The following is a 17,668-nucleotide window of genomic DNA, read 5'->3' on the forward strand; positions in this document are numbered from 1 at the left end:
ATTGCTACACACATTGCTACCGTCGATCCATGGACAATCCCGCGGAGCACGGCACCGACGACGGCCCCGCCCAGAAGGTCAGCGTCTCCATGCCGGCCGGCCGGATCGCGGCCGTGAAGGCGCGCGTCGGCGCACGAGGGTTCTCTGCCTACGTCAGCGCGGCCGTCGAGCGGCAGATACAGCGTGACCTGCTGGAGGAACTACTCCGGGCCAAGGAGACAGAGATCGGCCCTCCGACCGAGGAGATCCAGGACTGGGCAGCGGAGATCTTCCGCGAGGCGGAAGGGTTGTCCGCACAGGAACACTCCGCCTCGACGCAGGAGGGGGAGACCGAGTGGGACGGGCGCAGGGCCGGCTGAGTCAGGGCATCGTTCTGCTCGACTCAGAGGGCCTGAACAAGTTCATCGACAACGACCCGCGGGTCGTCGGACTGATTCGCACCGCCCAGTCCAAGGACGCCCTCGTCGCCGTCAGCAATCTGACGCTGATCGAAGCCTGGCATTCGAAGGTCCGCATGGATCGCTTCCGCCGGCATGTGTCCCGCCTCGAAGTACTGCCCGTCACGGAGGGAATCACGTGGCGGGCCATCGATCTGCTCCGCAACGCAAACCTCCACGGCCACAAGTACGCCATCGACTTCGTGGTGGCAGCGACCGCCCTGGATCACGCAGGACCGCGGATCGTCGTCACTTCGGACGTGGACGACATCAACAAACTCTGCGGCGACCGTGTGCGCGCGGTCGGCGTCCGAGCCGTGGAGTCATCGCAGGCTTCGCCGCGGGACCACGTCACACGCTGAGGGCCGCGTCCCCGAAAACCCGCCACGGCGACTGCTCCACCGACTCCAGGACCGCCAGCTGCGGGTGCCCGGACGCGATGTCCTCCCGTACGGCAAGGGCGTCGGGCCACCCGTCGAGACCGGCCGTACCGTCGACGACCACACCGTCCCAGTCCGTCCCCGCGGTCGCACCCTCGCGGTCGACGACGAAGCCGATGCACAGCACGGACGCCCGCCCGACCGTCAGCCTGATCGCCCGCACGGTCTTCTCCAGCTCCTCCGCAGGCAGCCCTCCGAGGGCGAACTCGGCCACGGCCACTCCCGGTCCCGCCCGGCGGATGCGCATCAGGACGTCCAGATCATGGCTCACCCACAGCCGCACACCGATCCCGTCCAGTCGCTCCAGCCCGGCGATGGAGAGCAGTTGCTCCCTGGAGACCGGCGACCGGGTCCCGCCGGACACCGGCGATGCGGGGTCCTGACTGTCGAGCACGATGCGCCCGGTGACCGGATGGGCCGGCCGGAGCCCCGCCGCTTCGAGATCGCCGAGCAGCGTCCCGGCATCCACCCGGGTCCAGCCCAGGTGGTACGAGTGGAAGAAACCGGCACCCATGGAACGCCTCACCCCATCGCAGCGTGAACACTTCGCTTCGGCGCCGGCCAACCGGCTCTCCGGCGAGAATATTCAGCCGCCCAGGCCCGGCGCGTAGGCCCAGGGACCCATCTCCCGGCCCAATCCGGAACCGCGGGTCACGACTTCCGGGCTCGCACTCAGCCGAAGGCGGCCCGGTTCGCCGCCAGGAACTCGGCGAAGGTGCGCGGTTCGCGGCCGGTCAGGTTCTTGACCTCGGGCGTCGTCGCGGCCAGGGAGCCGGTGGCCAGGTCTGCCCAGAGGTGGGCGACGTCGAGGGCGAACTGTGCCGGCACACCCTGCGCCCGGAGCCTCGCCGCCATGCAGTCGCTGTTGAGGCCGACCACGTCGACAGGCTTGGCGAGGGCACTGGAGAGCTGCCCGGCAGTCTCGGCCATCGTGAGCGCCGGCGATCTCGGCCATCGTGAGCGCTTCGGGGCCGGTCAGTACGAAACTCCGGCCCGAGCCCGAGGATTCGGCCAGCAGGGCGGCCGCGCAGGCGGCGCCCCTGCTGCGCGAACGGCACAAGGCGCTGTTCGGGTTCGGCGATCAGCTGCCTCGACAGGGTTCGGCGCTTGAGGCGCTCGCTGGGTGGATGGGGGCCGTCGCCGTCCACGCGGCGGCGTACCGGGGGCTTGCCGCACTCCTGATGGAGAGCCTCGACGACGAGGCCTCGGAGCTGCACGAAGCGTGCGGGCGGATGGCCGCGATCACGGAGGCCCTGCTGCACACTGCCCACGAGGCGGGCGCGGTCCGCGACGACGTCGCGGCGGCAGACGTGCACGCACTGATGAACGCCGCCGCCTGGATGCGCGAGCAGGTACCGGTGGACACGGCCGAGCACCTCCTGGACCTCATGGTGAACGGCCTGCGCCCCGGTCATGAGCCGGTGAAGCGCTGAGCCGCGGGTCTCGGATGCCTGGCCCTACGAGCGGTCCAGGCCTTCGCCGCGGACGCGGCGCGGAAGCTCAGTCGGCCGACTGGACGCCCGCCCGACGCGTCTGCTGGGCCAGGATGGCGGTAGCGCGCTCCAGGAGTTCACACAGCGCAGCGTGGTCGGCAGGTGAGAACGAGTCAGTGAGGGTGCGCTCAAGGATGACCACCTCCTGATAGGCGCGGTCCAGTAGCACCTGGCCGTCGTCGGTCAGGGTGGCGATCTGCACCTTGGCGTGCACCGGCGACGCTTCCCGGCGAATGAGGCCCTTGGTCTCCATGTTGGCCAGCACGCTGCCCATGCTCTGCTGCGTCACCCCGCAGGAGCGGGCCAGCTGCGCACCGGACATGCCGCCCTCACGGGAGAGCGCCAGCAGCACGGTGTACTGCGTCATGGCGAGCCCGTGGGTGCGCAGCACCGCCTCGTGGTGCGCCATCAGCGCCTGCTCCGCCCGCCGGATCCGGGTGCAGAGGTACTCCTCGACCGGGGTGTCCGCCATGCGCTCCCACTCCAATGACAGATTCATGGGTTGACTAAGGAACCTTATATACCTACGGTTCACGTATAAGGATACTGAGTCAACGCAAGGAGCTGTAACCGTGAAGGCAGTCATCCTCGACACCGATGACCAGTACCGGGTCACCGAACTCGACGAGCCCACCCCCGGCCCCGGCGAAGTCGCCATCCGCGTCGCCTACGCCGGGGTCCAGTGGGGGGACACCATGGTCCGGGCCGGCCACTTCCCCGTGCCCCGTCCCTTCATCCCAGGCTTCGAGGCATCCGGACACATCACCGCGGTCGGCGAAGGCGTCGACGCAAACCGCGTGGGCCGGCCCGTCACCACGCTGGTCACGGGAGGCGCCCACGCCGAGGTGGTCGTCGCACCGTCCGTACTCACGCTGGACGTCGGCGAAATCTCTCTGCGGTCGGCCGCAGGTGTCGGCTGGGGCACTCCGACCGCCTACGACCTGATCCATACGGCCACCCGTGTGCGGCCCGGCGAGAGCGTGCTGGTCCATGCCGCCGCCGGCGGAGTCGGCACACTCGCCGCACAGTTCGCCGCGTTGGCCGGGGCAGCCCGGATCGTGGGCGTCGTCGGCAACGCGGCAAGAGCCGACTACGCCGCTCAGTTCGGCTACCACCAACTTCTGCTGCGCGAGGAGTTCCCGGCCGAGCTCGGCAACGAGCAATTCGACGTGATCCTCGACCCGGTCGGCGGCCCGACCCGCCGCACCAACCTTGCACAGCTCGCAGCGCACGGCCGACTGGCCGCCTACGGCAACCTCAGCACCTTCGACCCCGTCCTGGCCGATGCCAATGACCTCCTCATGCAGGGCAGGTCGCTCGTGACCTACAACAGCAACCTGCTCAGCCAGACGCACCCCGAGCGACTCGTCGACAGCGCCCGCCGCGCACTCGACCTCGTCGCCGAGGGCCAGGTGCGCGTGGACATCACCGCCGAGTACGACCTGGCGGACCTGGCCACCGCCGTCCAACAGCTCGCCGACGGCACCACCCTCGGCAAGAGCATCATCCGCGTCGCCTGACACGCACGGACGCCAACGCACAGGCAACTCAAGCCGGTCCCACTGGGCATCCGTCAGATCGACTCGACTCTCATGACTCGCTCAACAAATCACGTGCTTGGCGGACGCGGCTCACGGTCGATCCTCTCTGCGCCGGCCAACAGCTCCGGATGCAACCGGCGTCCGGCACTGAACAGCTCGATGCCCAGGAGTCGTCCGTGTGAGTCGTAGTCGAGTATCGCCGTGTCGTCCTCGGCAGGTACCTGCCGGACGGCCTCTCCGGGAGCGATTCGGTCGACAAGGTAGATGTATGCCATGTTCGCCACTGCGTCGTACTCGACCCGCATCGCCGACCTTCCCCACTGTTCCCCGACCTGTAGTGCCAGGCCCTGACCTTCCGGAGAGCGTACTGACGTCTAAGGTCGCCAGGACTAGCCCTGGCGCGCCACGCGGTGGCGGAGGTAGACGACTCCATTGCCGAAGGGGCGGGTCTCCATGAGTTCGAGATCCACCCGGCGCTCGCTCCGGGGAAAGAACGGAATGCCGCCGCCGACCAGCACCGGGTAGACCATGGCCCGGTACTCGTCGATCAGACCCGACGCGGCCGCCTCGGCGGCGAGGGTCGCGCCGCCGATCGCGATGTCGCCCTCCACCGGCTCGGCTCGCAACCGCTCGATCTCCTCCGCCAGGCCGCCGGAGGCCAGGCGGGCCTTGCCCTGCACCGCCGACAGCGTCGTGGAGAACACCACCTTGGGGAGCGGGTTCCAGAGCGCGGTCCACTCGCGATCCGCATCGCTGAGCGATGCATCCTGGTCAGCGGTCTCCCAGTACAGCATCGTCTCGTACAGCTTTCGCCCCAGCAGGTGGACGCCGACGTCCCGAATCTCGTCGATCCAGAAGCGGAAGACTTCCTCGTCGGGCGCCGTCCAGTCGAAGCCGCCGTCCGGCCCGACGATGTAACCGTCGAGTGAGATGCCCATCGAATAGGTCACTCTGCGCATGAGAAGTCCTCCTGGGGGACGGGTTCGACAGTATGACCGCCGAACACCCCAGGACTCATCGCGGCTCGCGGGATCCCACGGGCCGCATCGCCCCACCAGCAGACAGCATCCGGCATCCACAGGCTGAAGACGGTCCCGGGGCAGGTACGACGAAGCCCCTGGTCGTCGGCGGGTGGCCTTGGCTGCCACCCCGGCCACCAGGAGCTTCATCGCTGCACACCGCTTGGGCGCCCTACCTTGGAGACGGCCCCGTTGGCGAGCATTCTTCCGTGGTCAGCAGGATCAGCAGGGGAAGGTGCCGCTGTAGAGGGCGTGTCCGTAGGAGGAGCTTCCGGAGCCGAAGCCGTAGATACCGTCGTCGCTCCAGACAGCTTCGCGGAAGCCGTTGACGCAGGTCGAGGCCGGCGCCATCGCGAAGCCCTCCAGGTTGTCGGTCGGCATGACCTCCGGGTCCGTGTAGGTCGCGTCCGGCACGATCGCGCCGGAGGCGTTGACCTTCATGAACGTGTGCGTCCCACCGCAGGTGTTGTCGCAGGTCGCGACGAGACGCTGGGTGGCTGCGTCGTACGTCACGTCCATCACCGAGGCCTTGCCGGTCCCGATGGCGCCGAACGTGGTGAACGTGCCGCTGGAGTTCAGACCGTAGACGTGCAGCGAGCCGTCCCACTCCAGTCCGGCCAAGAACAGGCCCGACCCGTGCAGCGGGTAGTCCGCCGGGTTGTAGGCGGTGCCGGTGAGCGGGTCGACCCAGCCGTTCGCGGTCAGCCAGCTGTCCGGAACGTACCCGACACCCTCGAAGCCGAGGTTGGCGTCATCCTTGCTGCCGGTGTTGAGCTGCGGAAACTGCGAGGTCATGTCCCACTGGTGGACCGGCGTCAGCGTCGATCCGGTCGCCGACGGGTCGAACTCCAGGATCGTGTCCTTGGGCGCCGTGTTCTTGGTGTTGTCGCGCTCGGACGTCACGTAGACGTGGCCGTTGCTGCCGACCGTCAGACCCTCGGCGTCCGGTTCGCCGGAGCCGCCCGCGAAGCGGATCTGCTTGCCGTTCGCGCTCCAGGACGCGTCCGGGATCCACTTGCCGTTGCTCTTGACCAGCTTGTACAGCCAGTTCTTGTTCTTGGCGGCCCACAGCACCGACGGGTTCGCCGGGTCGAACGCCAGGCCGCTCAGGTCGCGGCCCTCCGGACCCGTGGAGGTGGTGAACGCGCAGACGTTGTCCGCGATCGTGACGTCCGGCCCTCCCGGCCACGCCAGGGTGCCCGTCGGGGTGGAACCAGAGCCGCTGGGCGCCTCGGGGGTGCAGCCGCTGGTGAGCGAGCCACCGCCGCCCAGCAGCTGACCGGTCCCGGTGCCGCCACCGCCGGTGCCTCCACCGCTGCCGCCCGAGCAGGAGTTCGCGCTGCCGAGCGTCGCAGTCGCAGCGGTCCTGAACCAGCCGGTTCCGTCGACGCAGCGCTCGTCCGACGGCTTGGCACCGTCGGTCGCCCAGGTCACCGAGTCGGTGGTGGTGCCGCTGCTGTCGACGAGGAGGACCGAGTCGTTGTCGCCCAGGCCGATGGTGGAGTTGAACGTGACGTAGCCACCCGCGGGGATGCTGGTCGCACTCGGCGAGGAGGACGAGATCGACACGGGAGCGTGGGAGGTGTCGCTGTCGACGTACTTCCAGGACCCGACGCTGACCGCGCTCGTTCCGCCGTTGTACAGCTCTACGGTGTCGGAACCGTTCGAGGTGACCTCGTTGATCCGCACCCGGCTCGCCGCCGGGATCGACGACGGACAGCCCGAGGCGTTCGAAGCGCCGAACGTGGATGCCGAAGTCGCGGTCACCCACGTCCCGGAGCCGTCGCCGCCACAACGCGCCATCGCCGGCTTGGCCTTGCCGGTCGCCCAGTCGACGCGGTCGACCACCGTGCCGCTGGACGTGTAGATCACCAGCTTGTCCGAATCGCCCAGCCCCTTGGGCGAGTTGAAGGTGACGAAGCCACCGGCCGGGATCGTGCCGGAGGACGGGGTGAACGACTGCGGCGAGAAACCGTCGTCGGACATCTTCCAGCCGCTGATGCTCACCGCGGTCGAGCCCGTGTTGTGCAGCTCCACCGTGTCGTTGCTCGACGAGGTGACTTCATTGATCCGAACGTCCGGGTAGCCGGCCGGGTCCGCGGCAGCCGCAGGCTGGGCGGCCAGCATCCCTGTGAGGAGCAGTCCTGAGAGCGTCAGAGCCGCGGCGCATACAGAGGCGACGCGGGCACGCGAGTGTGAGGTAGGCACGAGGAGCAACTCTGCTGACACGATCTTGAAACGGCGTGTACTCCAGCTGAACGTCCCCTGCTGGCCACCGGAACGTCGGACCTCCTCGCCACCTGCTGGGTCACACGAGATGACACCTCAGAAGGTGAAGTCCTTGGGGGCGCCTTCGCCTACGCGACCGTCCACCGCCTCGCGAAGGATGTCCGCGTGGCCGGTGTGGCGCGCGTATTCCTCGATCATGTCCAAGAGCATGTCGCGGACGGTGGGCGTGCGTCCGTCGGGCCAGGTGAAGGACGCAGGTCCGTCGAGCCCTCGCTCCTTGATCACCTCGGCTACGAGTTCACGCGACCGCTCGACGGCCTGGTGCCACACGGCGTAGAGGTCACCGGGCGGGTCCAGCGCCCCGGTCCGCCACTCCCAGTCCGGGTCGGCGTCGAAGTCCACCGCGTCCCAGGGTGCTCCGTACCCGCGGCCGGCAAGCTTGACGGCCAGCCAGTCCGCCTCGACCAGGGCCACGTGCTTGACGAGGCCACCGAGCGTCATCACGCTCGCAGCTGTCGTGGCGCGGAGGGCCTTCTCGTCGAGTCCCGACGTCTTCCACGCGAAGGTCCTGCGATTGCGCTGGAGAACTGAGCTCAGGGACTCCGCCTCAGCAAGGACCGCAGGCTGGGCAGAAAGAGGAGTTGGCTCGCTCATGACCGGCAGCATAGGCGTAGCTGCCCCGCAACGGCATCGAACCGTTCTCGGCCTGCGCCCCGGCGCACCGAGGCTATGGAAGTCATGGACACCGACTACGGGGTGCTGCCCAAGCAGAGGGCGGCGAGCTGCGGGAGTCGGCGCCGCATCTCATCGAGGTCATCGAAATCGAAGTCCTCGCCCATGTCTACGGAGGCTTCACCGGAACTGGCACGTGAGGCGCTGTACTCGTTCCACGCCTCGTAGACGTTTTCTCCATCGCCCGCGACACGCTCGAACGCGTAACTGGCCGCATAGTTGACGGCCTCGTCGAATACGACCTCGTCGCTGTGCGCCTCCGCAGCGGCCGTCACGGCCGGGTGCTCCGCAAGAACGTCCGGGCAAGCCGCTGCCCTCTCGTACCACTCGCGGCCCAGCCCTATCAGGCCCGCGCGGAAGTCCATGAAGCTGTCGTCCGAGCAGCCGCCGCCGATGAGGTACGCGGCTGCCCACACGTCCCAGCGGTACACGGCTTCACGGGCCTCGTCGAAGCGTTCCTGGTAGCGGAGGATGTCGTCCTTGGTACGGGTGGCCAGCTCATCGACCAGGGTTTCGGCGAAAGACTTGTCTGCTGCGGAGGCAGAACGAGCGGCCTCGATGACGGTCCAGAACTGCGAGGTGTCCATGGCTGGGAACTCTGCCAGCCGGGTACGACAACGACCCGTCCGATTGCAGCGGGAGGGGCCGTTGGGCTCGTCCCAGCCGTACCGGCCGTCCCAGCCAAACGAGTCACGGCGGCGGCACGAGTGCCGCCGCCGTGCAGTTCTCGCAGCGACCGGCAGGTCAGCTCTGCGAACCTTCGGCGCGGAGGAAGGAGACCTCCACCCGGCGGTTCTTCTTACGACCCTCTTCCGTGCTGTTGTCGGCAATCGGGTACTGCTCGCCGTAGCCACGGATCTCGAAGGTGATGCCGGAACCGGACAGCGACGATTCGAGGACGTTGTGGACCGCCTCCGCGCGCTGCTTGGAGAGAACGTCTCCGTGTGCGGAGGAGCCCAGGTTGTCGGTGAAGCCGAAGACACGGACCTTCTTCGCGTCCTGCTTCTTGATCTCGGCAGCGATCGCGTTGATGCGCCCGTTGGCCGCGGAACTCAGCTTGGCACTGTCCTTGCCGAAGAGGACCTCGGCCTGGAGTGCGAACTTGATGTCGGCGTTGGTGTCTTCGCGACGCTCTTCCCCGCCCAGGTCCTCGATGACGGACTTGATGTCGAGGACCTTGGGTGCGGCAAGCGTGGCACCATCCGGCAGCTTCAGATCCGTGTCGTTCGGATCCACCTTGACCGGAACTTCCGCGGACGCCGAGGGATACGGGCTGTCCTCCGCTGCGGCGTCCGGCGCCGCAGCGACTCCGAAGGCCATTGCCCCGGCAAGCACGGTCATCGCCACCCGGGCCCGGAACCCCTGGGTGCTCATGATGGCGCTAGTCATCAAGAGATCTCAATCGTCGCGTTGGCGAAGCCCGGAAACTGAAGGTCGACCTGACTGGTCGACGTGGCAGGAGCCGGGAACTGTGCAAAGAAGGTGAGACTCTTTCCGGCCTCGATGCTCGGATCGAATCCGCTCGTCGTCAGCGGCCTGTTGTCCGTGTCGCGAAGCACGTAGTAGCGCTTCTTTGCCTCGGAATCCACCAAGGTCATGGCTGCGAGCGACCGTCCGGTGCCAGCGACGGCCTGCTCCTCACCGCTCCACTGGATCGGAGTCGTGTACAGACCACTGCCTGTGTTCTTGAGTTGTCCGCTGATGGTGAGGAAGCCGCCGGTGTCGCGCGTCGCCGAGTTGATCACCATGTCGATTCCGGAGTCGCCCTTGATCGTTACCAGAACCTTGCTGGTGTCAGGTACCGTCTCCCCTTCACCCTTCCCGGAGTCTTCAGCCGGCTTCGACGAAGAGGCGGACGAAGTCCCCTTCTCACCCTTGCCTGAATCACCGCCGCAAGCGGCCACGGAAAGGGTGAGGCCAGCCGCAAGAATTACGGCCGTCGCTGCTCGGCGCAGCTTCCTCACGTGCGGAATACTCATCAGTCAAGGTCCTTTACGATCGCGGTCAATCTTCGGCCAGGCGTACGGTGAAGAGATCAGTCATTTCTGGCAGGAGCGCCAGATCCTTGGGGTCGATCACCCACACTTTGGTGTCACAGGCGAGCGCGCCGGGCGATGGCGACGACAAGTCCGGGTTCGGGACGAATTTGCAGCGAGGTTCGACGACAGCCACTGACGTGGCCTTCGCACGCTTCCCCTTGGTACCCGGAACCAGGTTCGCACTCATCCCCTTGTTCGACTGAACACCAACCCGGAATCCCCAGCGGCCGTCGAAGAGCATGCGGCACTCGACGCTGGTGGCGTCGTTCTGCGCAGCGAACCTGGACGCATTCCCACAACCGTTGTGGGTACCGGGGAAGGGGCTGTTGAACAGGAGGGTGAGGTAGGCCCTGTCCAATATGTGGGCCCGCAGGTCCAGCGCTTCCAGACTGCGGGAATGCTGGGCTGCCGCCAACGCAGAGGCATCCGCCGCGGTCTGGGCACCGTTGCGTTTGACATCCGCTTCACCGAACGCAAAGAAGATCAACGCGAGAAAGAGCAGGCCCGCCACCGCTGTGATGTACAGCGGTGCGGCCTGCCCTGACTCGCCGTGAGTCCGCGGACTCACTTGTTGAGAACCTCGTTGATCTTGGTGGTGAACTTGTTGCCGATCGTCGCACCCATGTTGGTGTTGAGCAGCGCCACGACGATCGCCACAACCAGGATGGTGATGCCCACGTACTCGATGGCGCCCTGACCCTTGTCGCTGCGGCGCTTCATCGCCTCGACGGCCGTGTTCTTCCAGCCGTTGACGTAGGCCTGCGTGGTGGTGGCGGCCTTCAGAGTGATGTTCGACATGGTGTTCCCCTCCAAGTTCGGCCGACCGTGAGTCGGCCGACGCTGCTGCGTAAGTCTCCGTGTCGTCCGCGCTTCCGGCTTCCTCCTGGCCGGTCTCGCTTTCGACATGAGAAACGTACGTCGGGGCAACACCCGGCCACATGGGCCTGCGGGCCCAACTCCGGGCCCATTCGTTCAGATGGGCCTGCGGGCCCACGGCGCGCTCAGCCACGGCTCGTCGACCCCCCGGACGACACCCGGTGCCAGTAGGCGATGGCCTCACCCCGGCTGCCGGCGTTCAACTTGGCGAAGATGCGGTTGATGTGGTTCTTGACGGTCTTCTGACTGATGAAGCAGGTGGCAGCGATCTGCTGATTGGTCATGCCCGACGCGATCAGCCCCATCACTTCCACCTCCCGTTCACTCAGCTCATCGACCATTCCCTGAGGCGCCATCGAGGATGCCTCTGAAGTTGAATGTGCCACAGAAGGTTGCGCAAGCGAAGCCTTTTGAGGGAATTGAGATTGCCCCAACTCCGTTCGCTCGGGGCTGACCTGGGCATTCGGTGCCGATGTGGGGATTGCCCGGTCCCGCGCGTTGTGTGCGGATGCAGATTGATGTCCCGGAGGAGACGCCGGTCGGTACCCCTGGCCGGTGAAGGCCGTCCCGAGCCCTTCAGGCAGGGGCTGTCCACTCCGGCCCGCCGCGCTGCCGCCTCCTCGCACCGACTCCAGCAGAGCGCTGGACGCCGAGTACGTGAAATGGGCCCGCCCCTCCTTCGTGTCCCGCACGGCGGCCACGAGCTGGTCCGCGGTGAATTCACCGTGCACGAGGTACCCACCGGCTCCCAGACGCAGCGCCTCGTGGACGATCTCGCTCTCGCGGCTGTAGGTCATCATGAGGACCGGTGCGAGGCGTACCAGGTGCGGCAGCGCGGAGATGCCGTCGACCCCCGGCATACGCACGTCAAGCAGGACGACATCCGGGCGGTGCTGCACCGTCATTTCGTAGGCCTGACGGCCGTCACCCGCCTCCGCGACCACGTCCACGTCGTCTCGGCCCTGCAGCAGAACCGTCAGGCCCGCGCGGACGACCGGATTGTCATCGGCCACAACAACCCTGAGGGCCATCGGTGGAGGCATGGTCGCGGGGCCGGGAAAGGCAGGGAACTCTCCGAATGCCGCGGAGATCGGGGCACCGGAGGTGTGGTTGGAACTCAGCGGACTGGGATGCGAGGACGTGTGCTGCGAGACGTGCGGGTGCTGTGTCCACTGCTCTCCGGAGCTGCGGGAGATCTCGTCCGACATGGTGCGGCCTCCTCTCTCAAGGGTGGGGACTGTGCCGTAACTGTTTTTCGGTGAACGTCAGTTGCTGCTTCATACGCGTTGGCCGGGTACCTGCCCGAGCGGGGGCCGGTACTCCGGGGTACTGGGGAGTGCGGGGGGTGCCAGATCCATCGCGGCGAGCGAGAGGTCGAGGCGTACCTCGGTCCCCCGTGCCGCGCGGCCTCGGCCGATGCGGATACGCGCGCCGATGGACGCAGCCCGCTCGACCATGCCGACCAGGCCGAAGTGTCCGGCCTTCCTCAGGTCGGCCAGCGAGGTTCCCGGGGGGAGGCCCTCGCCGTCGTCGTACACGCTGATGCGCACCACATCGCGGACCAGGCCGGCGGAGACGTCCACATAGCTGGGGCGCGCGTGGCGCTGGGCGTTCTCCATGGCCTCGGTAGCGATCGTGAGTGCGTGCCTCGCCACGGCATGCGGAATGAGCGGTACGGGACCCTCACTCAGTCTGTGGAAGGCTGCCTTGACGTCATGGCGGCGCGCAAAGTCCCTCGTGCGTGCCTCCAGTTCGTCGAGGACGTTCACTCCACCGTCCAGGCCGGACTCCCTGCGGAGGTCGGAGAGCAACTCACGGGACTCGGCTGCGGCCCGGCGGGCGGATCGCGCGACGAGCTCCGCCTGGTGCTTGACCGTGAGCGGGTCCATACGGTCCGCCGTGCTGGCCAGTCCTTCCGCCGCGAGGGCAAGCCCGTGCAGGGTCTTGGCAACAGAATCGTGCATCTCACGGGCGAGACGGGCCCGCTCCTCCTCCACCGCACCGTTGACCGCAAGGCGGGCCCGGGTGTCCGTCAGTGCCTGGGAAGCCGCACCGAACCGGAGCAGCAGGCCCCGCAAGGTGCTGCCGACGGCACCGGCCATGATGCAGAGCCCTACTACCAGGAGCGCTGAGGCGTCCGCTTCCACCTTCGCACTCACTCCGTACGCAGCAGCCAGCAGCAGCGACTGGAGTGCAGCGAAGATCGCACCACCGCGCCAGCCGTAGACGAGGCCGGCAAGGAGCGGCGTACAGACCGTGACGTACGACAGTGTGGAGCCCGGAGAGGCAGCGAAGAGCAGGAGCGCACCGAAGAGCATGTCCGCCGCAAGCAGCGTGGGATGGCGCAGGAGGATCGGTCCGAAGCGCTCCCAGTCGCGCATCAGCACGTACGACACCATGACGGTGACGAGAACGGCGGCGCCCACGAGCCAACTGCCGAGTTCGTCGTCGACCCCGTTGAGCGCGAACGGCGCGGCGAGCGCCGTCATCGCGAGCCGGAAGCCGAAGAGCTGGCGGCACAGTGCCTGGAGCGCGTTCACCTGTATCGGCAGGGCCGGCACATGGCCGGGGGTACCTGCCGCCGTGGACGCGTCCGGGCCGCCGGTCAGTGCGAGCTGCGCCGTTCGTGGTCCCAAGCTTGTTCACCTCCCCCTCTCCGTATTCGTCCCTTGCACGCTCAGCCTCCGAAGACATCTCCGATGTTGACGTCTGCCGCGTAGTAGAAACCCACGGCGATGAGGATCATCGTGCCGGGCAGCATGAAGCTGGTGACGATGAGCGTGGCTTTCGGCACGGCCTTGGAGGCCTTGCGGCGGGCGTTCTGGGCGTCCGTACGACGCATGTCATTGGCGATCTGGATCAGGGTGTCCACGATGGGAGCACCGAGCTCCTCGCCCTGTTGGAGCGCGGAGACGAACATGGAGACCTGTTCCGACTCGTTGCGCTTGCGCAACTGGTCGAAGGCGTCGCGTCGGCTCACACCCATGTCCATCTGGCGTAGCGTGATGCGGAGTTCGTCGGCCCAGGGCCCCGAGTACTTTTCGGAAACCCGCTCCAGCGCCTGCCGGAAGCCGAGGCCGGCGGAGACCACGACCGCGAGTACATCGAGAAAGTCCGGAAGGGTTCTGTCGATGTCGTCCTTGCGGCGCCCGATGGCTGCCCTGATGATCACATCGGTCCAGAAGAAGCCGTACACAGCCAGCAGGACAGCCAGAATGGGCTGCCCGTTCATCAGCATAGCCAGCGCCGCGATGGCGCCGAGGCCTCCGTAGACAGCCCGGCGAGCCGCGTAGCGGTCGACTGTCATACCGCCCGGGTTACCCGCCATGTCGAGCTTGCGGCGTACCTTGTCGACCCGCTTGGGCCCCATCATGCGCAGCACCCGAGGCGCGTATCGCATGCCGAGGCGGTCGATCGCGGAACCGGCCGCTGTCGTGCGGGTGGCACCTACTTCCAGCGCGACGGCCAGGTCCCCGGGGAGCTTGGCGTCGGCTCGGTACATGCGGATGCCGTGAAAGGCTCCGTAAACGGCGAGTCCGAAGACGGCCGCGATCAGCAGATCCATGGTGTGTGTCCTCCTCCTAGTTCTTCAGGGCCGTCAGATTCAGATACGGACTCGGGTGAGCCGGTTGATGAGGAAGAAGCCCAGGCCGTACAGGCCTGCCGCGACCAGTACGGCGATCCGGCCCGTTGTCGCGGCGGTCATGTCGTCCAGCGCCCCGTCCCGCATGCCGTTGATGATCAGCAGGAAGCCCATCCCGAGGATGGGGACCGCGACCGCTGTCACCTTCACCTGTGACAAGAGCGTGGTCACTTCTCGCCGGGTCTCCTTGCGCTCCTCCAGCGTCTCCGTGAGGTTGCGCAGCGACGAGACGATGGTGCCGCCGGCCCGGTTGGAGAGGATCAAGGTGGAGACCAGGACGGTCAGCTCACGGGAGGGCAGCCGTTCGACGAGTTCGTTGAGCGCGTCGTCGAGGGAGTGGCCGACGGCCAGCCGGTCGGCCACCCGCCGAAGCTCCTCCCGCGCCGGGTCGTCGAGCTCTTCGACCGCCATTCCGATCGCGGTACGCAGGGCGAGCCCGGCCTGGGTCGCGTTGGCCAGGACCCGGGTGAGCTCGGGCAGCTGGTTGATGAACGCCTCGGTACGTTTCGTGCGTTGCCAGTTGAGGAAGGCGTTGCCACCCCACAGACCGATGAGGGCGGCGAGAAGTCCGAAGAACGGCGCGAAGATCGACCCGATGACGAAGTAGAGGCCCAGCAGAGCGGCCACCACGTAGACGGCGTACTCGCCCGGCGTCAGATCGAGGCCCGTCGCCGAGATCTTGCGCTCGATGCGCTTACCGAGGCTCGTCGTCCGCAGACGCCTGTCGATCCCGCGGAAGCGCCGGACGCGCCCGCCGATGGTGACCTGCCCGGTCTGGGACATGCGGTCGAAAAGGACCTGCCGCTGTGCCTTGCCCGCCGAGTAGCCGTGCACGCCCAGGACGGCGAACAGGCCGGCGAGCAGTGTCACTCCGATCGTCAGGAGCGGAAGATTATCCATGTCGGGCGGGGACCTTCTCAGTGAGCGGCGGGCAGGGGCGGGGACGGCAGGACTGGGTCAGGCAGTGGACCGGCGAACGACCAGCTGCTCCTCCGACCGGGCGACACCGAACGCGGCCGGGATGGCCTCGCTGGTCATGTAGAAACGCTCGGCGACCCGGCGCGGCAGCGGGTAGTACTCGAACTTTCCGACGACGCGTCCGTCTGCGCCGATCGGCTGGGCGGCGAAGCGACAGACCGAGACGATGCGGTAGTCCTCGCGGCCGTGGGAGTCGACGACGGCGATCTCCGTGATGCGGCGGGAACCGTCGGCGTGACGGGTCAGCTGCACGATCACGTCGACGGCGCTGTTGATCTGGTCGTGGATCGCCACGAACGGGATCTCGACCTCGGACATGGAGCTCAGCGTCTGCAGACGCATCAGCGCGTCCTCGGCGTTGTTCGCGTGGACCGTGGCGAGCGAGCCGTCGTGACCGGTGGACATGGCCTGGAGCATGTCGAGGGTCTCTCCGCCACGGACCTCACCGACGATGATGCGGTCCGGGCGCATACGCAACGAGTTGCGGACGAGGTCGCGGATGGTGATCTGGCCCTTGCCCTCCACGTTCGAGGGGCGGCTCTCCAGCGTGATCACGTGCGTCTGCTGGAGCTGGAGCTCGGCGGAGTCCTCGATGGTGACGATGCGCTCGCCGTTCGGGATCAGGCCGGAGAGCGCGTTGAGCAGGGTGGTCTTTCCGGTACCGGTGGCTCCGGAGACGATCACGTTGAACTTCGCGCGGACGAGTCCGGCGAGCAGGACGAGCATGTGCTCGTCGAGCGAGCCGAGGCCGATCATCTCCTGAAGCGTGAACGCCCGGGGGAATCGGCGGATGGTGAGGATCGGGCCCTTGAGGGAGAGCGGTGGGATGATCACGTTGACACGCTCACCGGAGGGCAGCCGGGCGTCCACCATGGGGTTCGCCTCGTCCACGCGGCGGTTGACCGTGGAGACGATGCGCTCGATGGTCTGCATCAGCTGGTCGTTGGACGAGAAGCGCATGGGGAGGAGTTCGAGTCGGCCGCCTCGCTCCACGTACACCTGCTCAGGACCGTTGACCATGATCTCGCTGATGGACGCGTCCTCGAGCAAGGGCTCCAGGATGCCGAGGCCGAGAGCTTCGTCGACGACCCGGCGGATGAGCTGCGAGCGCTCCGTGGAGGAGAGGACGGGTCCCTCACGGCTGATGATGTGGCCCAGCACGCGCTCCAGGCGCGCCCTGCGCTCGGCCGCCGCGAGGGCGGACATCTCGGCGAGGTCGATCTCCTCCAGAAGCTTGGCGCGGTAGATCCCGACCAGCTGGCTCTCCTCGCTCAGCCCGTTCGTCGGCTCGGGACTGGTGATGCGCGCCCGCAGACTCATGCTCTCAACTCCCTCTGGTGGTGCGGTGGCACGGAGATCAACCGCGCGGCATGGTGGCGCTCTTGGTGACGGACCCGAAGTCGAACATCGGGATCACGGCCGGGATGTCGATCTCCACGGTCACGGTCACCTCGTCGAATCCGTGCCGGACGTCGACATCTGCGTCGTCGACCAGCCATCCGCTCATGGACGCGAGCGCTGCCTGCTGCGCAGGCATGGAAGCGCGGTCGTACGACCCCACTCGGGCACCCGATCGGGAGGCCGTGCCGGCCTGCTGGGCCGCGTACACCGCGATACCCAGCTGGACCACGGCCATGGCGACGACCAGGAGAAGGGTGAGGACGCCTACGTACTCGATGGCGGCCTGCCCCTTCGTCGCAGCATTGCGCGTCCACCGGGCGCGCTGACCTAGGTGCAGTACGCGGGTCACCATCCCCAGCTCCTCTCCAGGTTTGCCGAAGCCTCGCCCGTCAGCGTCATCGGCGTGTTGAACCCTCCGGGGAAGAGCAGCGGGACCTTGACGTCCACCCGGGACGTCATGAGGTCACCCGAGGAGTGGCAGTCGAAGTTCGCGTCCCAGGCGCTCGGCAGGTCTTCCCGCCCGGCCTGCCTGCAGGCCGACAGCGCGCTGCCGTTGGCCGTCGTGGCCGCGGTGACCGCCTTGTCGGCCGCGTTGCCCGCGAGCATGAAGGTGTAGCCGACCATCGCTGCCTGCCAGAGCAGGGCCAGCGTGATCAGGATCAGCGGGAGTGTGCCGGTGAACTCGATGGCCGCCTGGCCCCGGTCGCCCCGGAGCCCGCCCCGGCGGCCCGGTACGACACACAGAACCTCGTCACCCGGCGGCTCCGGTACGCCGGGTATGAGGTGTTCGGCTGCGCCTCCTGGGCCTGTGACAGGTCCCGTTCCTGGAAGTCTCATGGT

The 17,668-nt window shown here is 67.3% G+C and carries 23 protein-coding genes; 4 read left to right on the forward strand and 19 right to left on the reverse strand.

Going from position 1 to position 17,668, the window contains the following annotated elements:
- Positions 1 to 29 precede the first annotated feature (29 nt).
- Positions 30 to 359 carry a hypothetical protein gene (locus OG844_RS22015; protein WP_406392486.1) on the forward strand — a complete coding sequence of 110 codons (330 nt, stop codon included), beginning with the start codon at positions 30 to 32 and terminating at the stop codon, positions 357 to 359.
- Positions 335 to 799, forward strand: coding sequence for a PIN domain-containing protein (locus OG844_RS22020; RefSeq protein WP_406392488.1), 465 nt, complete (start codon positions 335 to 337; stop codon positions 797 to 799). Before OG844_RS22015 ends, OG844_RS22020 begins: the two co-directional genes overlap by 25 nt.
- On the opposite strand, the gene OG844_RS22025 is transcribed toward OG844_RS22020, so the two are convergent.
- Positions 789 to 1,391 (reverse strand): hypothetical protein, encoded by a 603-nt coding sequence (locus OG844_RS22025; RefSeq protein ID WP_406392489.1) that lies wholly within the window; start codon positions 1,389 to 1,391, stop codon positions 789 to 791. The two genes, OG844_RS22020 and OG844_RS22025, sit on opposite strands and share 11 nt — an antisense overlap.
- 158 nt (positions 1,392 to 1,549) lie before the next feature.
- A complete protein-coding gene (locus OG844_RS22030; RefSeq protein WP_406392491.1) occupies positions 1,550 to 1,807 on the reverse strand; it encodes a hypothetical protein in 258 nt (85 codons plus the stop codon).
- A 26-nt stretch (positions 1,808 to 1,833) separates the two neighbouring features.
- Here OG844_RS22030 and OG844_RS22035 point away from each other — a divergent pair, with 26 nt between their 5' ends.
- Entirely contained in the window at positions 1,834 to 2,310 is a 477-nt protein-coding gene (locus OG844_RS22035) for a hypothetical protein (protein ID WP_406392492.1), read from the forward strand.
- A gap of 67 nt (positions 2,311 to 2,377) precedes the next feature.
- Here the strand turns inward: OG844_RS22035 and OG844_RS22040 are convergent, their stop codons facing one another.
- Entirely contained in the window at positions 2,378 to 2,869 is a 492-nt protein-coding gene (locus tag OG844_RS22040) for a MarR family winged helix-turn-helix transcriptional regulator (RefSeq protein WP_406392493.1), read from the reverse strand.
- Positions 2,870 to 2,942: 73 nt separating this feature from the next.
- On the opposite strand from OG844_RS22040, the gene OG844_RS22045 reads away from it, so the two are divergent.
- Complete coding sequence (locus OG844_RS22045) at positions 2,943 to 3,890, forward strand: zinc-binding alcohol dehydrogenase family protein (protein WP_406392494.1); 948 nt, start codon at positions 2,943 to 2,945, stop codon at positions 3,888 to 3,890.
- An 89-nt stretch (positions 3,891 to 3,979) separates the two neighbouring features.
- Here the strand turns inward: OG844_RS22045 and OG844_RS22050 are convergent, their stop codons facing one another.
- The 16 genes from OG844_RS22050 to OG844_RS22125 form a co-directional block, all read right to left on the reverse strand.
- Positions 3,980 to 4,216, reverse strand: coding sequence for a DUF2283 domain-containing protein (locus OG844_RS22050; RefSeq protein ID WP_406392496.1), 237 nt, complete (start codon positions 4,214 to 4,216; stop codon positions 3,980 to 3,982).
- Between the two features lie 84 nt (positions 4,217 to 4,300).
- Entirely contained in the window at positions 4,301 to 4,870 is a 570-nt protein-coding gene (locus OG844_RS22055) for a dihydrofolate reductase family protein (protein WP_406392498.1), read from the reverse strand.
- 282 nt (positions 4,871 to 5,152) lie between these two features.
- Complete coding sequence (locus tag OG844_RS22060; RefSeq protein WP_406392500.1) at positions 5,153 to 7,138, reverse strand: lamin tail domain-containing protein; 1,986 nt, start codon at positions 7,136 to 7,138, stop codon at positions 5,153 to 5,155.
- Between the two features lie 117 nt (positions 7,139 to 7,255).
- A complete protein-coding gene (locus OG844_RS22065) occupies positions 7,256 to 7,813 on the reverse strand; it encodes a DinB family protein (RefSeq protein ID WP_406392502.1) in 558 nt (185 codons plus the stop codon).
- 95 nt (positions 7,814 to 7,908) lie between these two features.
- Complete coding sequence (locus OG844_RS22070; RefSeq protein ID WP_406392504.1) at positions 7,909 to 8,478, reverse strand: DUF4240 domain-containing protein; 570 nt, start codon at positions 8,476 to 8,478, stop codon at positions 7,909 to 7,911.
- A 157-nt stretch (positions 8,479 to 8,635) separates the two neighbouring features.
- The gene (locus tag OG844_RS22075) at positions 8,636 to 9,280 is read right to left on the reverse strand and encodes an OmpA family protein (protein ID WP_406392506.1); all 645 of its coding nucleotides are present in this window, start codon (positions 9,278 to 9,280) and stop codon (positions 8,636 to 8,638) included.
- Positions 9,280 to 9,870 carry a hypothetical protein gene (locus tag OG844_RS22080; RefSeq protein WP_406392508.1) on the reverse strand — a complete coding sequence of 197 codons (591 nt, stop codon included), beginning with the start codon at positions 9,868 to 9,870 and terminating at the stop codon, positions 9,280 to 9,282. Before OG844_RS22080 ends, OG844_RS22075 begins: the two co-directional genes overlap by 1 nt.
- A gap of 25 nt (positions 9,871 to 9,895) precedes the next feature.
- Positions 9,896 to 10,498, reverse strand: coding sequence for a pilus assembly protein TadG-related protein (locus OG844_RS22085; protein ID WP_406392510.1), 603 nt, complete (start codon positions 10,496 to 10,498; stop codon positions 9,896 to 9,898).
- Positions 10,495 to 10,728, reverse strand: a complete 234-nt coding sequence (locus OG844_RS22090; RefSeq protein WP_383180044.1) for a hypothetical protein — start codon at positions 10,726 to 10,728, stop codon at positions 10,495 to 10,497. The genes OG844_RS22085 and OG844_RS22090 overlap by 4 nt, the downstream gene beginning before the upstream one ends.
- Before the next feature lie 203 nt (positions 10,729 to 10,931).
- Positions 10,932 to 12,014 (reverse strand): response regulator, encoded by a 1,083-nt coding sequence (locus OG844_RS22095; protein WP_406392512.1) that lies wholly within the window; start codon positions 12,012 to 12,014, stop codon positions 10,932 to 10,934.
- Positions 12,015 to 12,083: 69 nt separating this feature from the next.
- Positions 12,084 to 13,442, reverse strand: coding sequence for a sensor histidine kinase (locus OG844_RS22100; protein WP_406392514.1), 1,359 nt, complete (start codon positions 13,440 to 13,442; stop codon positions 12,084 to 12,086).
- 41 nt (positions 13,443 to 13,483) lie between these two features.
- Entirely contained in the window at positions 13,484 to 14,371 is an 888-nt protein-coding gene (locus OG844_RS22105) for a DUF5936 domain-containing protein (protein WP_406392516.1), read from the reverse strand.
- A gap of 39 nt (positions 14,372 to 14,410) precedes the next feature.
- Complete coding sequence (locus OG844_RS22110) at positions 14,411 to 15,349, reverse strand: type II secretion system F family protein (protein ID WP_383806620.1); 939 nt, start codon at positions 15,347 to 15,349, stop codon at positions 14,411 to 14,413.
- Positions 15,350 to 15,406: 57 nt separating this feature from the next.
- Entirely contained in the window at positions 15,407 to 16,747 is a 1,341-nt protein-coding gene (locus OG844_RS22115) for a CpaF family protein (protein WP_406392518.1), read from the reverse strand.
- A 37-nt stretch (positions 16,748 to 16,784) separates the two neighbouring features.
- Complete coding sequence (locus OG844_RS22120; protein WP_406392520.1) at positions 16,785 to 17,180, reverse strand: TadE/TadG family type IV pilus assembly protein; 396 nt, start codon at positions 17,178 to 17,180, stop codon at positions 16,785 to 16,787.
- Positions 17,174 to 17,665: a TadE/TadG family type IV pilus assembly protein gene (locus OG844_RS22125; RefSeq protein ID WP_406392522.1), complete on the reverse strand. Its 492-nt coding sequence runs from the start codon at positions 17,663 to 17,665 to the stop codon at positions 17,174 to 17,176. Before OG844_RS22125 ends, OG844_RS22120 begins: the two co-directional genes overlap by 7 nt.
- Between the last annotated feature and the right edge of the window lie 3 nt (positions 17,666 to 17,668).

Source organism: Streptomyces sp. NBC_00887 (assembly GCF_045207585.1).

Excerpts from the sequence above, each read along its gene's own strand:
- OG844_RS22040 (WP_406392493.1), bottom strand. The coding sequence starts at position 2,869 with ATGAATCTGTCATTGGAGTGGGAGCGCATGGCGGACACCCCGGTCGAG.
- OG844_RS22080 (WP_406392508.1), bottom strand. The coding sequence starts at position 9,870 with ATGAGTATTCCGCACGTGAGGAAGCTGCGCCGAGCAGCGACGGCCGTA.
- OG844_RS22115 (WP_406392518.1), bottom strand. The coding sequence starts at position 16,747 with ATGAGTCTGCGGGCGCGCATCACCAGTCCCGAGCCGACGAACGGGCTG.
- OG844_RS22015 (WP_406392486.1), top strand. The coding sequence starts at position 30 with ATGGACAATCCCGCGGAGCACGGCACCGACGACGGCCCCGCCCAGAAG.
- OG844_RS22125 (WP_406392522.1), bottom strand. The coding sequence starts at position 17,665 with ATGAGACTTCCAGGAACGGGACCTGTCACAGGCCCAGGAGGCGCAGCC.
- OG844_RS22095 (WP_406392512.1), bottom strand. The coding sequence starts at position 12,014 with ATGTCGGACGAGATCTCCCGCAGCTCCGGAGAGCAGTGGACACAGCAC.
- OG844_RS22065 (WP_406392502.1), bottom strand. The coding sequence starts at position 7,813 with ATGAGCGAGCCAACTCCTCTTTCTGCCCAGCCTGCGGTCCTTGCTGAG.
- OG844_RS22070 (WP_406392504.1), bottom strand. The coding sequence starts at position 8,478 with ATGGACACCTCGCAGTTCTGGACCGTCATCGAGGCCGCTCGTTCTGCC.
- OG844_RS22055 (WP_406392498.1), bottom strand. The coding sequence starts at position 4,870 with ATGCGCAGAGTGACCTATTCGATGGGCATCTCACTCGACGGTTACATC.
- OG844_RS22110 (WP_383806620.1), bottom strand. The coding sequence starts at position 15,349 with ATGGATAATCTTCCGCTCCTGACGATCGGAGTGACACTGCTCGCCGGC.
- OG844_RS22075 (WP_406392506.1), bottom strand. The coding sequence starts at position 9,280 with ATGACTAGCGCCATCATGAGCACCCAGGGGTTCCGGGCCCGGGTGGCG.
- OG844_RS22050 (WP_406392496.1), bottom strand. The coding sequence starts at position 4,216 with ATGCGGGTCGAGTACGACGCAGTGGCGAACATGGCATACATCTACCTT.
- OG844_RS22030 (WP_406392491.1), bottom strand. The coding sequence starts at position 1,807 with ATGGCCGAGACTGCCGGGCAGCTCTCCAGTGCCCTCGCCAAGCCTGTC.
- OG844_RS22120 (WP_406392520.1), bottom strand. The coding sequence starts at position 17,180 with ATGGTGACCCGCGTACTGCACCTAGGTCAGCGCGCCCGGTGGACGCGC.
- OG844_RS22105 (WP_406392516.1), bottom strand. The coding sequence starts at position 14,371 with ATGGATCTGCTGATCGCGGCCGTCTTCGGACTCGCCGTTTACGGAGCC.
- OG844_RS22025 (WP_406392489.1), bottom strand. The coding sequence starts at position 1,391 with ATGGGTGCCGGTTTCTTCCACTCGTACCACCTGGGCTGGACCCGGGTG.
- OG844_RS22090 (WP_383180044.1), bottom strand. The coding sequence starts at position 10,728 with ATGTCGAACATCACTCTGAAGGCCGCCACCACCACGCAGGCCTACGTC.